This window comes from Streptomyces sp. NPDC002784 (assembly GCF_053592135.1).
Genome location: NZ_JBSFVD010000018.1, coordinates 123,791 through 140,221 on the forward strand (window position 1 = coordinate 123,791; position 16,431 = coordinate 140,221).

The 16,431-nt window shown below is 69.5% G+C and carries 15 protein-coding genes and 1 pseudogene; 10 read left to right on the forward strand and 6 right to left on the reverse strand.

What is annotated here, in order from left to right:
- Positions 1 to 6: 6 nt before the first annotated feature.
- Entirely contained in the window at positions 7 to 489 is a 483-nt protein-coding gene (locus ACWD1Z_RS27050; RefSeq protein ID WP_451122188.1) for a hypothetical protein, read from the forward strand.
- A gap of 18 nt (positions 490 to 507) precedes the next feature.
- On the opposite strand, the gene ACWD1Z_RS27055 is transcribed toward ACWD1Z_RS27050, so the two are convergent.
- Positions 508 to 1,713: an MFS transporter gene (locus ACWD1Z_RS27055; protein WP_451122189.1), complete on the reverse strand. Its 1,206-nt coding sequence runs from the start codon at positions 1,711 to 1,713 to the stop codon at positions 508 to 510.
- 54 nt (positions 1,714 to 1,767) lie between these two features.
- Between ACWD1Z_RS27055 and ACWD1Z_RS27060 the strand changes: the two genes are divergently transcribed.
- A complete protein-coding gene (locus ACWD1Z_RS27060; RefSeq protein ID WP_451122190.1) occupies positions 1,768 to 2,523 on the forward strand; it encodes an AraC family transcriptional regulator in 756 nt (251 codons plus the stop codon).
- A gap of 15 nt (positions 2,524 to 2,538) precedes the next feature.
- Here the strand turns inward: ACWD1Z_RS27060 and ACWD1Z_RS27065 are convergent, their stop codons facing one another.
- On the reverse strand, positions 2,539 to 2,907 hold the full coding sequence (locus ACWD1Z_RS27065; RefSeq protein WP_451122191.1) for a VOC family protein: 369 nt from the start codon (positions 2,905 to 2,907) through the stop codon (positions 2,539 to 2,541).
- Positions 2,908 to 3,015: 108 nt separating this feature from the next.
- Between ACWD1Z_RS27065 and ACWD1Z_RS27070 the strand changes: the two genes are divergently transcribed.
- Both ACWD1Z_RS27070 and ACWD1Z_RS27075 read left to right on the forward strand, forming a co-directional pair.
- Positions 3,016 to 3,384, forward strand: a complete 369-nt coding sequence (locus ACWD1Z_RS27070; RefSeq protein ID WP_451122192.1) for a VOC family protein — start codon at positions 3,016 to 3,018, stop codon at positions 3,382 to 3,384.
- Positions 3,385 to 3,475: 91 nt separating this feature from the next.
- Complete coding sequence (locus ACWD1Z_RS27075; RefSeq protein WP_451122193.1) at positions 3,476 to 3,823, forward strand: VOC family protein; 348 nt, start codon at positions 3,476 to 3,478, stop codon at positions 3,821 to 3,823.
- A 54-nt stretch (positions 3,824 to 3,877) separates the two neighbouring features.
- Here ACWD1Z_RS27075 and ACWD1Z_RS27080 read toward each other — a convergent pair whose 3' ends face one another.
- Complete coding sequence (locus tag ACWD1Z_RS27080; RefSeq protein WP_451122194.1) at positions 3,878 to 4,267, reverse strand: luciferase domain-containing protein; 390 nt, start codon at positions 4,265 to 4,267, stop codon at positions 3,878 to 3,880.
- Between the two features lie 199 nt (positions 4,268 to 4,466).
- Here ACWD1Z_RS27080 and ACWD1Z_RS27085 point away from each other — a divergent pair, with 199 nt between their 5' ends.
- A complete protein-coding gene (locus ACWD1Z_RS27085; protein WP_451122195.1) occupies positions 4,467 to 5,120 on the forward strand; it encodes a hypothetical protein in 654 nt (217 codons plus the stop codon).
- A 62-nt stretch (positions 5,121 to 5,182) separates the two neighbouring features.
- Positions 5,183 to 5,908: a DUF1775 domain-containing protein gene (locus tag ACWD1Z_RS27090; protein ID WP_451122196.1), complete on the forward strand. Its 726-nt coding sequence runs from the start codon at positions 5,183 to 5,185 to the stop codon at positions 5,906 to 5,908.
- 82 nt (positions 5,909 to 5,990) lie between these two features.
- On the opposite strand, the gene ACWD1Z_RS27095 is transcribed toward ACWD1Z_RS27090, so the two are convergent.
- Both ACWD1Z_RS27095 and ACWD1Z_RS27100 read right to left on the reverse strand, forming a co-directional pair.
- The gene (locus ACWD1Z_RS27095) at positions 5,991 to 7,412 is read right to left on the reverse strand and encodes a sugar porter family MFS transporter (RefSeq protein WP_451122197.1); all 1,422 of its coding nucleotides are present in this window, start codon (positions 7,410 to 7,412) and stop codon (positions 5,991 to 5,993) included.
- Between the two features lie 146 nt (positions 7,413 to 7,558).
- Positions 7,559 to 8,662 (reverse strand): peptidoglycan-binding domain-containing protein, encoded by a 1,104-nt coding sequence (locus ACWD1Z_RS27100; RefSeq protein WP_451122198.1) that lies wholly within the window; start codon positions 8,660 to 8,662, stop codon positions 7,559 to 7,561.
- A gap of 229 nt (positions 8,663 to 8,891) precedes the next feature.
- On the opposite strand from ACWD1Z_RS27100, the gene ACWD1Z_RS27105 reads away from it, so the two are divergent.
- Entirely contained in the window at positions 8,892 to 11,672 is a 2,781-nt protein-coding gene (locus tag ACWD1Z_RS27105; RefSeq protein ID WP_451122199.1) for a SpoIIE family protein phosphatase, read from the forward strand.
- Positions 11,673 to 11,725: 53 nt separating this feature from the next.
- Here ACWD1Z_RS27105 and ACWD1Z_RS27110 read toward each other — a convergent pair whose 3' ends face one another.
- Positions 11,726 to 12,604, reverse strand: coding sequence for an ABC transporter substrate-binding protein (locus ACWD1Z_RS27110; protein ID WP_451122200.1), 879 nt, complete (start codon positions 12,602 to 12,604; stop codon positions 11,726 to 11,728).
- 273 nt (positions 12,605 to 12,877) lie between these two features.
- Here ACWD1Z_RS27110 and ACWD1Z_RS27115 point away from each other — a divergent pair.
- The 3 genes and pseudogenes from ACWD1Z_RS27115 to ACWD1Z_RS27125 form a co-directional block, all read left to right on the forward strand.
- Positions 12,878 to 14,991, forward strand: a pseudogene (locus ACWD1Z_RS27115) (beta-L-arabinofuranosidase domain-containing protein); the annotation flags it as partial.
- Between the two features lie 80 nt (positions 14,992 to 15,071).
- Positions 15,072 to 15,506 (forward strand): VOC family protein, encoded by a 435-nt coding sequence (locus ACWD1Z_RS27120; RefSeq protein WP_451122201.1) that lies wholly within the window; start codon positions 15,072 to 15,074, stop codon positions 15,504 to 15,506.
- Positions 15,503 to 16,411, forward strand: coding sequence for an aminoglycoside phosphotransferase family protein (locus tag ACWD1Z_RS27125; protein ID WP_451122240.1), 909 nt, complete (start codon positions 15,503 to 15,505; stop codon positions 16,409 to 16,411). The genes ACWD1Z_RS27120 and ACWD1Z_RS27125 overlap by 4 nt, the downstream gene beginning before the upstream one ends.
- Positions 16,412 to 16,431 lie beyond the last annotated feature (20 nt).

Below are 16,431 nucleotides of genomic sequence, written 5' to 3' on the forward strand. Positions count from 1 at the left end.
GGCCCCATGGCCGAAACAGAGCCCAAAGCCGCAGAGGCACGCTCGTTCCTGTCGTGCGCCGCCGAGGTGGCGCGGCTGCTGGGCTTGGGGAACGCGACCGATGTGCCAGAGGCCCGCCGCGCGCGGCATCTGGCCCATGCGGCACGCATACCACTGCTGGAACGCCCTGAACTGCCCGAAGAGTTCTTCGACCCGTTGCTGGCCGCAGCCGTCTACGACCCCGACCCCAGCTTCTGCCGCTGGTTCGTGGAACCAGCGGTTTACGCATATGGACGCCGCCGGGTCATGAGCGCGCTGCTCGACTGTCTGCGGACAGGCACGGACACGGAGCGGGCGGGCGCCGAGCGAGCGTGGTACTGCGCCCATGTGCCGCTCCGCGCGGACCGGTCCCCGGCTTACGCACCCGGCGGACATCGCGCTCCCGCCATGGACGAGTCCCACGATCTGGTGGACGAGTGGCGGAAAGCCCTGCAGCGATCATCCATGTGACGGGGCCTCCGCAACAGCTCATGTGGGTGGCTGCTGATCCGTGCACGTCAATGCGTCCTGCTCTGTTGGCGCTGCGGGCCGGGGCCTGAGGACGGCGGGTTCAGGCAAGGCGTGGAAGAAGAGCCAGCTGAGGGCGGGCATGGCGATCAATGGGGTCAGGGCTGTCTGCAGGGAGGTGGCGTCGGCCAGGCGTCCCACCAGTGGACTGATCAGGCCGCCGATGCTGACGGTCAGGCCGAGGGTGACGCCGCTCGCGGTGCCGATCCGCGAGGGCAGGTAGTCCTGGCCGAGGGTGACCTGGAGGGAAAAGGGGACGTACAGGCCGGCTGAGGTGAGGGCCACGAAGAGGAGCAGGGCCGGGCCGGGCACGTAGATCACTCCGGCGACGCCGACGATCGAGAGCAGATAGGACCAGCGGCAGACGCGGACGCGGTCGTAGCGGTTGGCCAGCACACCGCCCAGCACCGAGCCCACGGCACCGCCCAGGAACAGCAGGAACAGGGCGATGGTCCCTGCGGTGGTGCTGCCGTGCATGCGTTGGGGGGCGTAGAGCGATATGAACGTGCTCAGGCCGGTGAAGACGACGGAGCGGCAGACCACGGCGAGGGACAGCCTCACGAACGAGGCCACGTCATCGGCGCCCACGGCCGTCGGCGTCTCGGAGGTACGGCCTTGAGGCCGGCCGAGCATGTGGAGCACCGGCACGCACAGGGCGACACCGGCGAGTGCGGGCAGGACCAGGACCGGTGTCCAGCGCAGGGAGCCGTGCCCGACCACGACCGCCACCATGATCGGGGCGAGCGCGAAGCCGATGTTGCCGCCGAGGGAGAACCAGCTCATCGCGCTGTGGCTGCCCTGACTGGCAAGCCGGGCCACGCGGGCCGACTCGGGGTGATAGGCCGCGACACCGACGCCGGAGACCGCGACGAACGCCAGGGTGAGCCCGTAGGAATCGCCCAGGCCGCTCAGCGCGATGCCCGCGCCGCCCAGGAAGGTGCTGGCAGGCAGCAGCCACGGCATCGCCCACCGGTCGGTGAGTGCGCCGAACAACGGCTGGGCCACTGACGACAGCAAGGACGCGGCCAGGACGATGCCGGAGGCCACGGCATAGCTGTAGTCACGCTCGGCCACGAAGAACGGGATCAGCGCCGCGACGGCGCCCTGGTAGATGTCGACGCAGGCATGGCCCACGGCCAGCAGAGAGATCGAGGTTTTCCTTCGCATCCGTTCATGCTGGGAGCGGGGCCCGTTGTCACGCTTTCGATAGATTGCCAAGTGATGCAGGAAATCCGCCACACTCCCATCGCGCCCACCCGGACCCAGCGGTTGTCGTCCGGCGGCGAGATCGACGCCCACCGCCATGACGACCACCAGATCGCCTACGCCGGCCAGGGCACCATCGCCGTCACCACCGACGCCGGCTCCTGGGTCGCCCCCGCCACCCGTGCGCTCTGGATCCCCGCCGGCACCGTCCACCAGCACCAGGCCCACGGCGAACTCGATCTCCACCTTGTCGGCCTGCCCGCCACGGAGAACCCCCTCGGCATCGACGAGCCGGCCGTCCTCGCCGTCAGTCCCCTGCTGCGGGAACTGATCATCGCCTACACGCGCACCCCCGACGACGACAGCCCGCCGCGCTCGCGTCTACGCGCGGTCCTGCTCGACCAGCTCGCCACCTCCCCCGAGCAGCCCCTGCGCCTGCCCACCCCCACCGACCCGCTGCTGCGAACCCTGCACGACACCCTGCGCGCCGACCCCGCGGACAACCGCTCACTCGACGAACTCGGCCGAGACATCGGCGCCAGCGCCCGCACGCTCTCCCGCCGCCTCCACGACGACCTCGGCCTCTCGTACCGCCAGTGGCGCACCCAGATCAGGCTCCACCACGCACTGATCCTGCTGGCCGACAACACCCCCGTCACCACAGTCGCTCACCGTTGCGGCTGGTCATCCGCCAGCACCTTCATCGACGTCTTCCGCCGCACGTTCGGTCACACGCCCGGCTCCCGGCCCGGCACCTCTGCGAGGGCCTGACAGCGGTCGCAGCCCTCAGGTGCGCGGCTCGGTGCGTACGAAGAGGCAGAACGGGTGGCCCGCCGGGTCGCACAGGACTCGTACGTCCTCCTGCGGCTGGAAGTCCGTCACCGTGGCTCCCAGGGCAAGGGCGTGCTCGACGGCGGAGGACAGGTCGTTCACCTCGATGTCGAGATGCGTCATCATCTGCTGCTCGGACCGAGTGGAAGGCCAGCGCGGGCGGGTGAAGTGCGGCTCTGTCTGGAACGACAGCCCGACACCGCCACCGGGCGGAGCGATCTCGACCCACCCGGGTTCCTCCTTCTGCGTCGGCCACCCGAGCAGGTCCCGGTAGAACCGCGCCAACTCGTGGGCGTCCGGTGCGTCAAGAGTGGTCGCGGTCAACGTGAAACGCGGTTGTGGCTTCATGCCCATGCTGTTGCCCCGGCGCCGATGAGTTCACCGTCCCCGAACGGTCTACCCAGCGATACGACCGTTCCCGACAGGAGTGCCATGTCCGCCATCCAGCCAGTCATCCTGACCGCCGACCACGAAGCCCTGCTCGCCTTCTACACGCAACTGTTCGCCGCCGAGGAAACCTTCCGCATTCCTGAGAAAGGCCCGGTCTTCTACCTCGGTCTGCGCATCGGCGACAGCGACCTCGGGCTGGTGGCCAAGACGGACCCGGCGACCGGGGCGGCACCGCGGATCCTGCTCAGCATCACTGTCGACGACGTCGACGAGGCACTCGGCCGGGTCAAGGCCCTGGGCGGCACCGTCAGCAGTGGACCGAAGGACATGCCGTGGGGACAGCGCGTCGCCCACATCACGGACCCCGACGGCAACCCGGTCAACCTCACCCAGCCCACCCCGACCGTATGAGGGCGTATCCCGAAAGTGCGTGCGGCGACGGGCCGGCCGTAGTACTCCTGGAGAGTCCGGGATCCGTGTCTGTTCTCATCCGGAGTCGTCGATGGCCGTTCGCCGTGTCATGCCCATCATCCAGTCAGAGGCCGCGCAGGAGAGCCGGGAATTCTATGGCCTGCTGGGCTTCGAGGAAGTCATGAATCTCGGCTGGATCATGACGCTTGCCTCGCCGTCCAGCCCGACAGCGCAGGTCAGCGTTATGACCAGTGACAAAACCGCCCCAGTCACCCCCGATATGAGCGTCGAAGTAGACGACGTGGAGGCGGCTTACGCGGCCATGCGGGACAGCGGCGCGGAGATCGTTCACCCTCTGCAGGACGAGGAGTGGGGAGTACGGCGGTTCTTCGTCCGTGACCCCAACGGCCGCGTCGTCAACGTTGTGAGCCACCGCTGAGGCTTCCCGTACCCCGGGAACTGTGATGGTCGGGCCGTGGGGCAACGAGGGCCTTCACAAGCACGCGCGATGCGCCAGTGCCGTCTCACGCCGAGCGTTGCATCGAACCGGCGGTGCCTCGTCGCCGTCCGGCCACTCTTGGTGCGCCTGGAGGGCCGCGCTCATCAGGGTCATGAGCAAGTTGACGTCCACCTCGCACTCAAGGCGGACGGTCACCCACTGCGAGCCGGGCACCAACTGGATGGCGGTCGAGTACCTGAGGTGGCGCTCGAGGCGGCGGATCGCGGCGGCCGTGAGGTGCAGGTCGACGCTGCGGTCGGAGTGGAAATGCGCGATCTCGGCCCTGGCCGAGCACAACGCCCGGCCGGTGCCGCAGCTGGGCGGAGCCTCCAAGAGGTCCGGCCAGCTTGCCAGTTGTGTCATGGCATGCCAGGCCGCAGTCATACCCTCATCATGAGGCGATCACCTCACAGACACCAGGGTTTGAGACAGAAGTAATCAGGGTGTAGCGCGGAGAAATCCGGATTGAGTGACTCCGCAATGCTCCGAGACGCCCCGGGCCGGCGTGATTCCTCAGGACTGCGGTCTCTTTTCCAAGACCGGCGTGTCAACCACGCTGCCGGTGCTCCATGATGAGCGGGTCATGCCGCAACAGTCCGACCCGACCTCCCACGCACCTCTGCCCGTTGTCCGGGCGGTGGTGTTCGCGGTCGTCGGCACCGTGCTCGGGGTGAGCGCGCACCATCTGGTCGCCGAAGGGCCCGCGCCCTGGCGGCAGAGCGCGCCGGCGGCCCTGGTCCTCTTCGCTGTCGGTCTCGTCGGCACCCGCCGTCCTCGCTCTCTGGCTACGGTTGTGGTGACCTGCGGGGCGGCACAGATCGGCCTCCACTGGTGGCTGATGACCGCGCACCGAGCTACTGCGCCTCCGCCCACGGCCACCCTGCCTGGTCATCTGCACCACTCCCCCGGCGCCCATCCGGCATGGCCCCAGCGCCTGCACGACTCGCTCGCCATGACGGCCGTACACGCCGCGGCGGCCGTACTCGTCGCCGTGCTGTTGCACCGTGCGGACACCGTCTGCTGGTCGTTGGCGCGCGGCCTGACGACGGCCGTTGACTCGGCTCGGGCCCGGATGGCCGCGATCCGGACGCTGCTCTCCGACCGCCCGGAGCCGACAGTGCACACGGGGCTGTCAGCGCTGGCGTGGTGGGAGGCACCACCTCCCGGGGAGGCGGTGCTCGCCGGCGTGGTGATACGCAGGGGTCCTCCCCAGGCTGGGCCCGCTCTCGTCAACTGACCGTGCCAGGCGGTCCGTTCCGCGGAACGCCGCCTCGCGCTCCCCCCTGCCTGGAGACACCCATGTTCCGTATCACCCCGCCCCGCCTGTCCGTCGCTTTCGCCGCTGCCGGGGCCGCCGTTCTCCTCACCGCTGTGCCGGCCGCCGCCCACGTGGAGGTCGAGGCCGACAACGCGCAGGCACTCGCCGAGAACGTCGAGGTCACCTTCTTCGCCGAGTCGGAGTCCGCCACGGCCGGCATCAGCCAGCTGCGGGTGATCCTGCCTGAGGGCATCGCACCGGCCGACGTGACGTACAAGGAAGGCCCCAAGGGCTGGAAGTTCGCCGCGAACGACGACGGCTACACCGTCAAGGGCCCGGCTGTGAAGGTCGGCGAGGATGCCGAGCACTCCGTCGTCGTGCGGCAGCTGCCGGACGCCGAGGAACTGGCCTTCAAGACGCTGCAGAGTTACAGCGACGGCAAGGTGGACCGCTGGATCGAACTGGGCGAGTCCAGCGGCGACGGTCACGGCCATGGCAACGAGGCTCCGCTCCTCCGGCTCAAGGCCGCCGCGCCCGGCGCGCAGGTGGTCAGCCCTTCCCCCACCGAGCCGGAGAGCCCTTCCGCCTCCCCGACCCCGGCCGCCGAACAGCCGGCCGCCTCCCCGTCCCCGCAGGCCGCCGACGCCGAGAAGGATGACGACAGCGGACTGTCGGCCGGCGCGTGGACCGGCATCATCGCGGCGATCGTTGTGATTGCCGGGGCCGTGGTGTTCCTGGTACGCCGCCGAAGCAGCACCCAGCAGTAGCAGAGGGGCAGTTGCGCGCCGGTCCCGTGGAGGCCGAACCTCCACGGGACCGCGTACTCCCCGCTCCCCGGTGAGCGGGCGGTCAGCCCATCTCCTCCAGGGCCTTGCCCTTGGTCTCCTTGACGTACTTCAGGACGAACGGGATGGAGAGCGCGGCGAAGACCGTGTAGATCACGTAGGTCGCGGACAGATTCCAGTCGGCCAGCGACGGGAAACTCGCGGTGATGGCCCAGTTGGCGATCCACTGCGCTGCCGCGGCCACGCCCAGCGCGGCGGCGCGGATGCGGTTGGGGAACATCTCGCCCAGGAACACCCACACGACCACACCCCACGACAGGGCGAAGAAGAGGACGAACGTGTGGGCGGCGATCAGCGCCACCCACCCCTGCGTGGCCGGCAGCTTGCCGTCGACCAGGTCGAAGGAGAACGCCCACGCCTCCAGGCCGAGGCTGATGACCATGCCGACGGAACCGACCAGTGCCAGCGGCTTGCGACCGATGCGGTCCACGAAGATCATCGCGATGACGGTGCCGACGATGTTGATGATCGACGTCGTGAAGGAGTAGAAGAACGATTCCGTCGGATCCACGCCGACCGACTGCCACAGCGTCGCGGAGTAGTAGAACGCGACGTTGATGCCGACGAACTGCTGGAAGACCGACAGGCCGATACCGATCCAGACGATCGGCTTGAAGAAGAAGGACCCGCCGAGCAGGTCCTTGAAGGACGACTTGTCCTCGGACTTCATCGCGTGCTCGATCTCGGCGATCCGGGCGTCGAAGTCGGTGTCCTTGCCCTCGACCTCCGTAAGGATCTGCCGGGCGCGCTCACGCTTGCCGACCGAGATCAGGAAGCGGGGGGACTCGGGGATCGCGAAGGACAGCAGCCCGTACAGCACGGCCGGGACCACCATGACGCCGAGCATGACCTGCCAGGCCTCCAGGCCCATCAGCTCACCGCGCTGGTCGCCGCCGGCAGCGTTCAGCAGACCCCAGTTGACCAGCTGCGACATCGCGATACCGACGACGATCGCGGCCTGCTGGAAGGAGCCCAGACGTCCGCGGTAGGCGGGCGGGGCGACCTCGGCGATGTAGGCGGGGCCGATGACCGAGGCCATACCGATCGCGAAGCCGCCCACGATCCGCCAGAACGCCAGGTCGTAGAGCGAGAACGGCAGCGCCGAGCCGACCGCGCTGACGGTGAACAGCACCGCGGCGATCCGCATGCACCGGATACGGCCGATACGGTCCGCTATCCGGCCCGCGGTCGCCGCACCGATCGCACAGCCGATCAACGCGATCGCGATGACCTGCGCCAGAGCGGCCGAACCGATGTCGTAGCGGTCCCGGACGGCCTCGACGGCGCCGTTGATGACGGAACTGTCGTAACCGAAGAGGAAACCGCCCATCGCGGCCGCCGCCGCGATGAAGATGACGTGCCCGAGATGATCGGGATGAGCCGCAGCGGCTCCTGACTTGGGTGACTGCGACGCAGTACTGGTCACATGTACTCCTCGGGCCACTGGCAACGCTCCTGCGAGACCTTCATCCGATGTAGTCACGGCCGGTGATCATCGACAGGATGCCGTCTTCCCCGTCCCGGCACCGATATGTCAGCCCTTGCGCCCCTCGGCGAGCACGACCGCGAAGCTCATGGGCCGCCCGGGGGCAGCAGCTCGGGACGACCGGCCGGGCCGAACCGGCCGGCGACGAGATCGTCCATGGGAAGGCCGGCCAGCCGGATGCGCTCGTCGAAACCGATGTCGTCCCAGCGCTGGTACATCCCGTTCGGGAAGGTGATCCAACGCCACCGGTCCTCCGTGTTGAGGATGTCCCCGGTCGGCACCTCTTCGATGAACGCGCGATGGTACGGGTGGATGTTGTTGGTGAAGGGCGTGGGCAGCCCGGAGAACACGAAGGTTCGCAGCGCTTCGTAATGCGGCGGAATGATCGACTTCTGCTCGTTCTCCAGCAGGTCGCGATTTCCTTCGGCGACCAGACCGGTGGTGATTTTGCGCCAGGCCGCCCCGTAGGAGCGAGTGGGGAAACCGGGGACGAAGGTCGGCACCAGGGCGGCGTAGGTCGTGTACTCGTTGAACCGGTCGTGCAAGTGGCCGAGTTTGACGGCCTCGCTCGGATGGTCCATGAATGCCTCGTGCAGCCAGGCGAGGTCGAAGAAGATGTCCCGGCCGATGCGCACCATGATGGACTGCTCGATGACGCCGGGGTCGCTGTCCAGCCCGCCGACGACCGCGCCTCCGGCCATGCGCCCGAGGCCGGCCCAGAGGAGTTCCTTCGGTGCGGCGAGATACAGGTCGCGGTAGTAGCCGTACAGGTCGATGATCCGCGCCCGGTTCGCGGCCCACCCCGCCTCCGGCAGCCAATCGGCGTGCTCGGCATTGCGGGCCTTGGCCAGGGCACGGTTGCTGTAGAAGGAGCGTCGGTCCGAGTAGTGCAGCTGCTGGTCGTCGAGGCTCGGCAGGGGCTCGCTGTCGAGGCGGTTCATGGTCTCCGGGCCGACCTGACCGTCCCGCGACAGACCACGGGCCTCCTGGAAGGCGTGGACGGCGCCGAAGGTCTCGGAACCGAAGTCGCCGTCGGCACCGAACATCGGCAGGTCGAATCCCAGATCCAGAAGCGCCCATTGCACGCGACGCACTGCAAGCCCTTTTTCCTGCAATCCCATGACGTGGGTGTTCGCCGCGCATTGCTGCAGCACGGGATCGTCGGAAAATCGCGGGTTGCTCAGGCCCATGGTTGATTTCTCCACTTCACAGGCCGGTCGCCGGCGCCGGCTGTCCCGAGGATTCTTTCATCGCCTGCGCGCCCGCGCCCGGCGTGATCTACGGCGGTCGAGAGGTACGGGACGTCCGTCCGGGCGACGGCAGTACCCGCCTACCGACAGCTCCACCGCCGGCCGCGGCACCGGCCCAGCGGGCCCATCCTGAGCCGCGCCCGTCGGGCCGGTCACTGATACTGAGGAAATGGGCAAACTAGGGCGATATGTCCCAGCGAGCCGACGGGGCGACCGAGTGCCGCCGAAGGCCCGGCCGCCGGAAGCCGACCCGGAGGCCCGTCACCATTCGGCCGGCCGGCGGGTGCTGTCGGCACTGAAGCCGCGCAGCGTCGCCGGTCAGGTCTTCCTGCTGCAACTGGTGGTCGTCCTGCTGCTCATCACCACGGCCGTGGTGGCCCTCGTGATCCAGGACCGCAACCGGGCCATCCGCGAGGCCGGCGATCGGTCACTGGTTGCGGCCGAGGCGTTCGCGAACGCTCCGGGCACCGCGGAGGCCATGACGAGCGACGACCCGACGGCGGCACTCCAGCCCCATGCCGAAGCGGTGCGCAAGCAGACCGACGTCGACTACGTCGTGGCGCTGAGCCCCTACGGCTTCCGGTGGACCCACCCGGACCCGGACCAGATCGGCAAGCACGTCTCCACCTCCTACGACCAGGCGCTCGGGGGAGAGCCCCACCAGACCACGTTCGACAGCAGCCTGGGAAAGGCGGTCGACTCGACGGTGGCCGTCTTCGACGAGACGGGGACCGTGGTCGGCCTCGTCACCGTGGGGGTCACGGTGGACAAGGTGACCAGTGTGGTGCAGCACCAGGTGCCGGTGATCTTCGCCGCCGGCGGTGTCGCGCTGCTGCTGGCCGCGGGCGGGTCGGCGCTGGTCAGCGGACGCTTGCGGCGCCAGACCCGGGGCCTGGGGCCGGAGGAGATGACCCGCATGTACGAGCACCACGAGGCGGTGCTGCACGCGGTCCGCGAAGGCGTGATCATTCTGGACGGGGACGGTAGGCTGCTGCTGGTCAACGACGAGGCCCGCCGACTGCTCGCCCTGCCGCCGCGGGCCGAGGGCAGGCCGGTCACCGGACTAGGGCTGAGCCCGGCCCTGGCCGGACTGCTGGCCTCGGGCCGGCCCGCCACGGACCAGGTCTTCCTGGCCGGGGACGTCCTGCTCGCGGTCAACGTGCGACCGGTGGGCCCGAAGGCGGGCAGCGTGGCCACCCTGCGGGACACCACGGAGCTGCGCGCCCTCGCCGGCCGGGCGGACGTGGCCGGCGGACGCCTGCAGCTGCTCTACGAGGCCAGCACGCGGATCGGAACCACCCTGGACATGAAGCGCACCGCCGAGGAACTCGCCGAGGTGGCCGTCCCGCGCTTCGCCGACTTCGCCACGGTCGAGCTGGTGGAGTCCGTGCTGCTCGGTGACGAGCCCACGGGGGCGCGTCTGGAGATGCGCCGCATCGCGGCAGCGGGGATCCGGGAGGACGCGCCCCTGCACCCTGTCGGGACGCTGGTGCGCTACGTACCCGACAACCCCGTGGCCATCGGTATGACCACCGGCCGGCCGGTCCTGGTGGCACACCTCGCCAGGGCCGACGGATGGCGGGCCCAGGACCCCGAGCGGGCCCAGCACGTGATCGACTACGGCATCCACTCCATGCTCTCCGTGCCGCTCCGGGCCCGAGGCCAGTTGCTCGGGGTGGTGGAGTTCTGGCGAGCGGAGCAGGACCCCTTCGAGCCGGACGACCTGTCCCCCGCCGAGGAACTCGCCGCGCGTGCGGCCGTATGCATCGACAACGCGCGCCGCTACACCCGCGAGCACACCACGGCCGTCACCCTCCAGCGCAGCCTGCTGCCCGGCGCGCTCCCCGAACTGTCCGCCCTGGACGTCGGGCACCGGTACCTGCCCGCCCAAGCCGGGGTGGGCGGCGACTGGTACGACGTCATCCCGCTGCCGGGGGCCCGGGTGGCGCTGGTGGTCGGCGATGTCGTCGGACACGGCCTGCACGCCGCCGCGACGATGGGGCGGCTGAGGACCGCGGTGCACAACTTCGCCGCCCTGGACCTGCCTCCGGACGAGCTGCTGGGACATCTGGACGAGCTGGTCACCCGGATCGACCAGGACGCGGAAGCCCAGGGCAAGATCGACGCCGTCACTGGTGCCACCTGCCTGTACGCGGTCTACGAGCCGGTCTCCGGCCGGTGTGTGCTCGGCCGGGCCGGTCATCCGGGTCCGGCGCTGGTCTCGCCCGACGGCTCCGTGGCCTTCCCCGACATCCCCGTCGCCCCGCCGCTCGGGGTGGGAGGAGGTCTGCCGGTCGAGACGGCCGAACTGCGGCTGGCCGCCAACAGTCGACTGGTCCTGTACACCGACGGCCTGATCGAGGCCCGCGGCCGAGACATCGACGTCGGACTCGGAATGCTGAGGGAGGCGCTCGCCGGTACGGACGGCGCCACCCCGGACGACACCTGCCGGATGGTGCTCGACGCGATGCTGCGCACCAAGGCCAGTGACGACGTCGCCCTGCTCGTCGCCCGCACCCGGCTGCTCGACCCGGAGCAGGTCGCGGAGTGGGAGGTGCCCCACGACCCCGCGGCCGTCCCCCGGATCCGCGCCGAGGCCACCCGCAGGCTGGAGTCCTGGGGGCTCGGCGAGGCCGCCTTCACCACCGAGCTGATCCTCAGCGAACTGGTGACGAACGCCATCCGGTACGGGGCGAGCCCCATCGGTCTGCGGTTGCTGCGTGACCGCGACAGCCTGATCTGCGAGGTCGCCGACGGCACCAGCACCTCCCCGCACCTGCGCCGCGCACACGTCACCGACGAGGGGGGCCGCGGTCTGTTTCTCGTCGCTCAGCTGTCGCGCCGCTGGGGGACCCGGTACACCGACCGCGGCAAGATCATCTGGGCTGAGCAGTCCCTCGATGCCGCTGCCGCCGGAGACCTGGGCGTTCTGCTGATGGCGGACCTGTGAACCGGTCCAGATACCGGACGCCGCGGGCCCGGGATGCCGAACGCCCGGAGCGTTCAGGAGCCGTCGTCGACCGTGAGGTAGGGGATCTTGGCCGGGTCCTGGCCGAAAGCGGCCCCGAGGTAGACCGCCGACAGCTTGGCGAGTGTCCCGTCGTCGATCAGCTGCCTGATGATCCGGTCCAGTTCGTCCCTGTCCGGTGACCCCTTCGGGTACAGGGCGCCGTAACCCTGATCGGTCCGGTACTGGCCCACCAGGCTCACTCTGCTGTCCTGCTTCTGGGGATAGGCCAGCAGGATGGTCGTGTCGTGGACGACCGCGTCGACGCGGCCCTCCTCCAGCGCCGTGATCAGCGCCGGGTCGTTGGCGAAGGCGGTGACGGGCTTGGCCGGCTTGAGACGGTTCTCGACGAACTCCTCGCCCGTGGTGCCCTCGGCCACCCCGATCCGGACGTCACGGACGTTGTCTTCGTCGATCTTCTCCCCGTCCCTGATCAGCACTCCCAGGGTCGAGGAAAGGTAGGGCGGAGAGAAGTCGGCGAGCTTGCTCCGCTCCGGGGTGATCGTGATCTGTGCCAGGGCCAGGTCGAAGTCCTTGGTCCGGCCGGACACCACCTCCGGGAAGGGGGCGTTCTTCACGTTCACCCGGTCGAGTCCGGAACGGTGCGCGATATTGGCGGCCATGCAGTACTCGTAGCCGCTCCTGACGGATTCCGGTGTGGTGCCGTTCCACCAGCCGGGTGCGGGGAGGGTCGTCTTGACGGTCAGGGCACCCGCCGTCTCGGGTGACAGGCGAAACTCCCCGCGGGTGCCCGAGACGGGGCAGTCGCCGTAGCGGATGTCCGACACCTCCGGCCCGCCCTGGTCACAAGCCGCCGTCGCGACGATGAACGCCACGCTGACAGCCGGCGAGACGATCGCTGCCGCGGCGCGCATCTATGCACCTCCGGTAGGGGCAAACTCCTTGAGTCACCATAAATTACCCCGACCCATACGACCGCCGGAGCCGCCTGCGAGGCCCCCGGACGTCGGTCGGTCGGCCGTGCGTACGGCTCGCCGACGAGCAACGAGACCCTTCCGCGCCAATCCGGCATGCATGCGTCAGATCCCTGGACGGCCTTCTGGGCTGTGCTGTCATCTCTTTGGCTCCGCGTTTACAACGATATACAAGAGCCCCGTGACAGACCGGAGACCCCGTAGGGAGACCGCATGTCCGTCAGCAGACGCACACTCCTCGGCACCGGCGCCCTGACCCTCGGCGCAGCGGCACTCGGTCCGCTCGCCCCCTCGGCCTCGGCCGCACCGGCGAGCCCGGCCGCCGCTCCCGTGCCCGACGCCTTCCGCAAGCTGCCCGCCGGCAGCGTCACCGCGCGCGGCTGGCTCGCCGGTCAGCTCAGGCTCCAACTCGACGGTCTGTGCGGCCAGTACGAGAACCTGTCGCACTTCCTCGACTTCGCCACCACCGGCTGGGTGCACCCCGAGCGCGGAGCGTGGGAGGAGGTGCCGTACTGGCTGCGGGGTTACGTCCCCCTGGCGATCGCCACCGGTGACGCCCGGGCGCTGGAGCGTTCACGCGCCTGGGTCAGCGCGATCCTCAGCACCCAGCAGAGCGACGGCTTCTTCGGGCCACGGGCACTGCGCACCTCCCTCGACGGCGGGCCCGACTTCTGGCCGTTCCTGCCGCTGCTCCAAGCGCTGCGCACCTACGAGGAGTACACCCGCGACGAGCGGATCGTGCCGTTCCTCACCCGGTTCCTGCGGTTCATGAACGCCCAGGGACCCGGCGCCTTCAACACCAGTTGGGTCTCCTACCGCTGGGGCGACGGCCTCGACGTCACCGTGTGGCTGCACCGCCGCACCGGGGAGCCGTTCCTGCTCGATCTGGCCGCCAAGATGCACACCCTGGGCGCCGACTGGACCGGCGCACACGCCCTCCCGGCACAACGTCAACATCGCCCAGGGTTTCCGCGAGCCGGCCCAGTACGCGCAGGTCACCGGCGACCCGGAACTGACCCGGGCCACGTACCGGGCGTACGACCGGGTGATGGGCGTCTACGGGCAGTTCCCGGGTGGCGGGATGGCCGGTGACGAGAATTACCGGCCCGGTTTCACCGACCCCCGTCAGGGTTTCGAGACCTGCGGGACCGTCGAGTTCATGGCCAGCCACGAACTGCTCACCAGGATCACCGGCGACCCCGTGTGGGCCGACCGCTGCGAGGACCTGGCCTTCAACATGCTGCCCGCCTCCCTCGATCCCCAGGGCAAGGCGATCCACTACATCACCAGCGCGAACAGCATCGACCTCGACAACAGGCCGAAGACACGAGGGCAGTTCCAGAACGGCTTCGCCATGCAGGCCCTCCACCCCGGTGTCGACCAGTACCGCTGCTGCCCGCACAACTACGGCATGGGATGGCCGTACTTCACCGAGGAGCTGTGGGCTGGCCACGCCCTACGGCGGGCTGGCCGCGGCGATGTACGCCCCGAGCCGGGTCCGCACGCAGGTGGCCGGGGGGACCACGGTGACCGTCGCCGAGGACACCGGCTATCCCTTCACCGACACTGTCACCCTGACCCTCTCCACGCCGCGCGCCGTCCGCTTCCCGCTCCGGCTGCGCGTGCCCGGCTGGTGCGCCGGTCCCGAGGTGCGCGTCAACGGGCAGGCCGTGGCCGCGCCGGCCGGCCCTGCCTGGGCCACCGTGGAACGTACCTGGAGCAACGGCGACCGGGTCACCCTGCGCCTGCCCCAGCGCACCACCCTGCGCCACTGGCCCGCCCAGCAGGACTCCGTCAGCGTCCAGCACGGCCCCCTCACCTACGCACTGAAGATCGGTGAGCGATACGAGCGTTACGCGGGCACCGACACCTTCCCCGAGTACGAGGTGCACGCGACCTCCCCCTGGAACTACGGCCTCACCCCCTCCCCCCGCTTCAACCTGACCGGCGTCGCCGGGCCGGTCCCCGACAACCCCTTCACCCACGACACCGTCCCGGTCCGCATCACCGCCGAGGCCCGGCGCATCGCGGAGTGGATCGCGGACGACGAACACGTCGTCGCACCCCTCCAGCCCGGCCCGGCACGCAGCACCTCCCCGGTGGAGACCGTCACCCTCGTCCCGATGGGAGCCGCCCGCCTGCGCATCACCGCCTTCCCCACCGCCTCGCCCGACGGGCGGCCCTGGATACCGGAGCCGCCCTTCCGGCGCATCCAGAACAAGCACAGCGGCAAGGTGCTCGCCGTGGACGGCATGTCGACCGCCAACAGCGCCCAGGTCGTCCAGTTCGACGACAACGGCACCGCCGACCACCTGTGGCGGTTCCTCTGAGTGAGCCCCCGGCCCTCCCCCAGGGGTGCCCCGGAAATGAGCGGCAGCGTCGTGGCGGTACGCGGTACGGTGCGCCGGTGTCAGCGATCAGGAAGTTCCAAGTCACCTTCGACTGCGCCGAACCCGAGCGCGTCGCTCGCTTCTGGTGCGAAGTACTGGGGTACGTCGCACCGCCCCCGCCGGAGGGCTTCACCAGCTGGGACGATTACAACCGCACCCTGCCATCCGAGAAGCGGGGATCGTGGTTCGCCTGCAGTGATCCCTCCGGCGTGGGCCCGCGCCTGTACTTCCAGCGCGTCCCCGAAGGAAAGGCCGTCAAGAACCGGGTGCATCTCGACGTCCGGGTCGGCCCCGGGCTCGTGGGCGCCGAGCGCCTCGCCGCGCTGGAATCCGAGTGCGCCCGACTGGTCGCGCTCGGTGCGACCCACGTGCAAACGCTGTACGCCGATGAGGAGAACGAGTCGTGCATCCCGATGCTGGACATCGAGGGCAACGAGTTCTGCATCGACTGATGCTGCACAAGGATGAGATCCCGGTCGACGAGGACCTGGTCCGGTCGTTGCTGAAGGCACAGCGTCCGCAGTGGGCCGACCGGCCGCTGTCGCCCGCGGGCGCTGGTACGGACAACACGATGTACCGGCTGGGCGATGACCTGCTCGTGCGGCTTCCACGTACCGCGGACAAGGCAGGGTCCCTGGGGAAGGAGCAGGAGTGGCTTCCGCGTCTGGCGCCCTTCGTTCCCTGTCTGGTTCCCGAGCCCGTCCACGCCGGGACGCCGACCGATGCCTTCCCCCTGCCCTGGTCCGTCTATCGGTGGATCGACGGCCACGAAGTCGGCCCTGACACCGTCCGGGACTGGGGCGCTTTCGGAGCCGACCTGGCGGCGGTCGTCAGGGCGCTCCACCGCATCGACCTCATGGGGGCAACCCGCGCGGACGGCCTCAGCTGGTACCGCGGAGGCAGCCTGGGGCCATGCGACCAGTGGGTCCGCAAGAGCTTCGACGAGTGCCGTACCTTCGTGGGCTCCCAGCTCGACGTCGACACTCTGGAACGGCTGTGGCGAGCAGCGCTCGCGCTGCCCGAGCCCTCAGGACCTCACGTGTGGCTCCACGGCGACCTCAAGCCGACCAACCTCCTGGTGCGGGAAGGAAGGCTCCACGCCGTCATCGACTTCGGAGCACTGTCGGTCGGCTTTCCCGATGCCGAGCACTCCACGCTCTGGGACCTGCCCCCGCAGGCACGAGGGGCCTACCGGGACGCCTTGGACCTCGACGATGTGACCTGGACTCGCGCCCGTGCCTGGGCCATCGCGGTGGGCGTCAGTGGAATCTCCTACTACTGGCACACCTTCCCCGCCTTCGTCGCCGAATGCCGGGCACGCCTCCAGGCCGTCCTCACGGACGCCGCTGCGCGCTGAGGAAACGGATCCTCCGACGT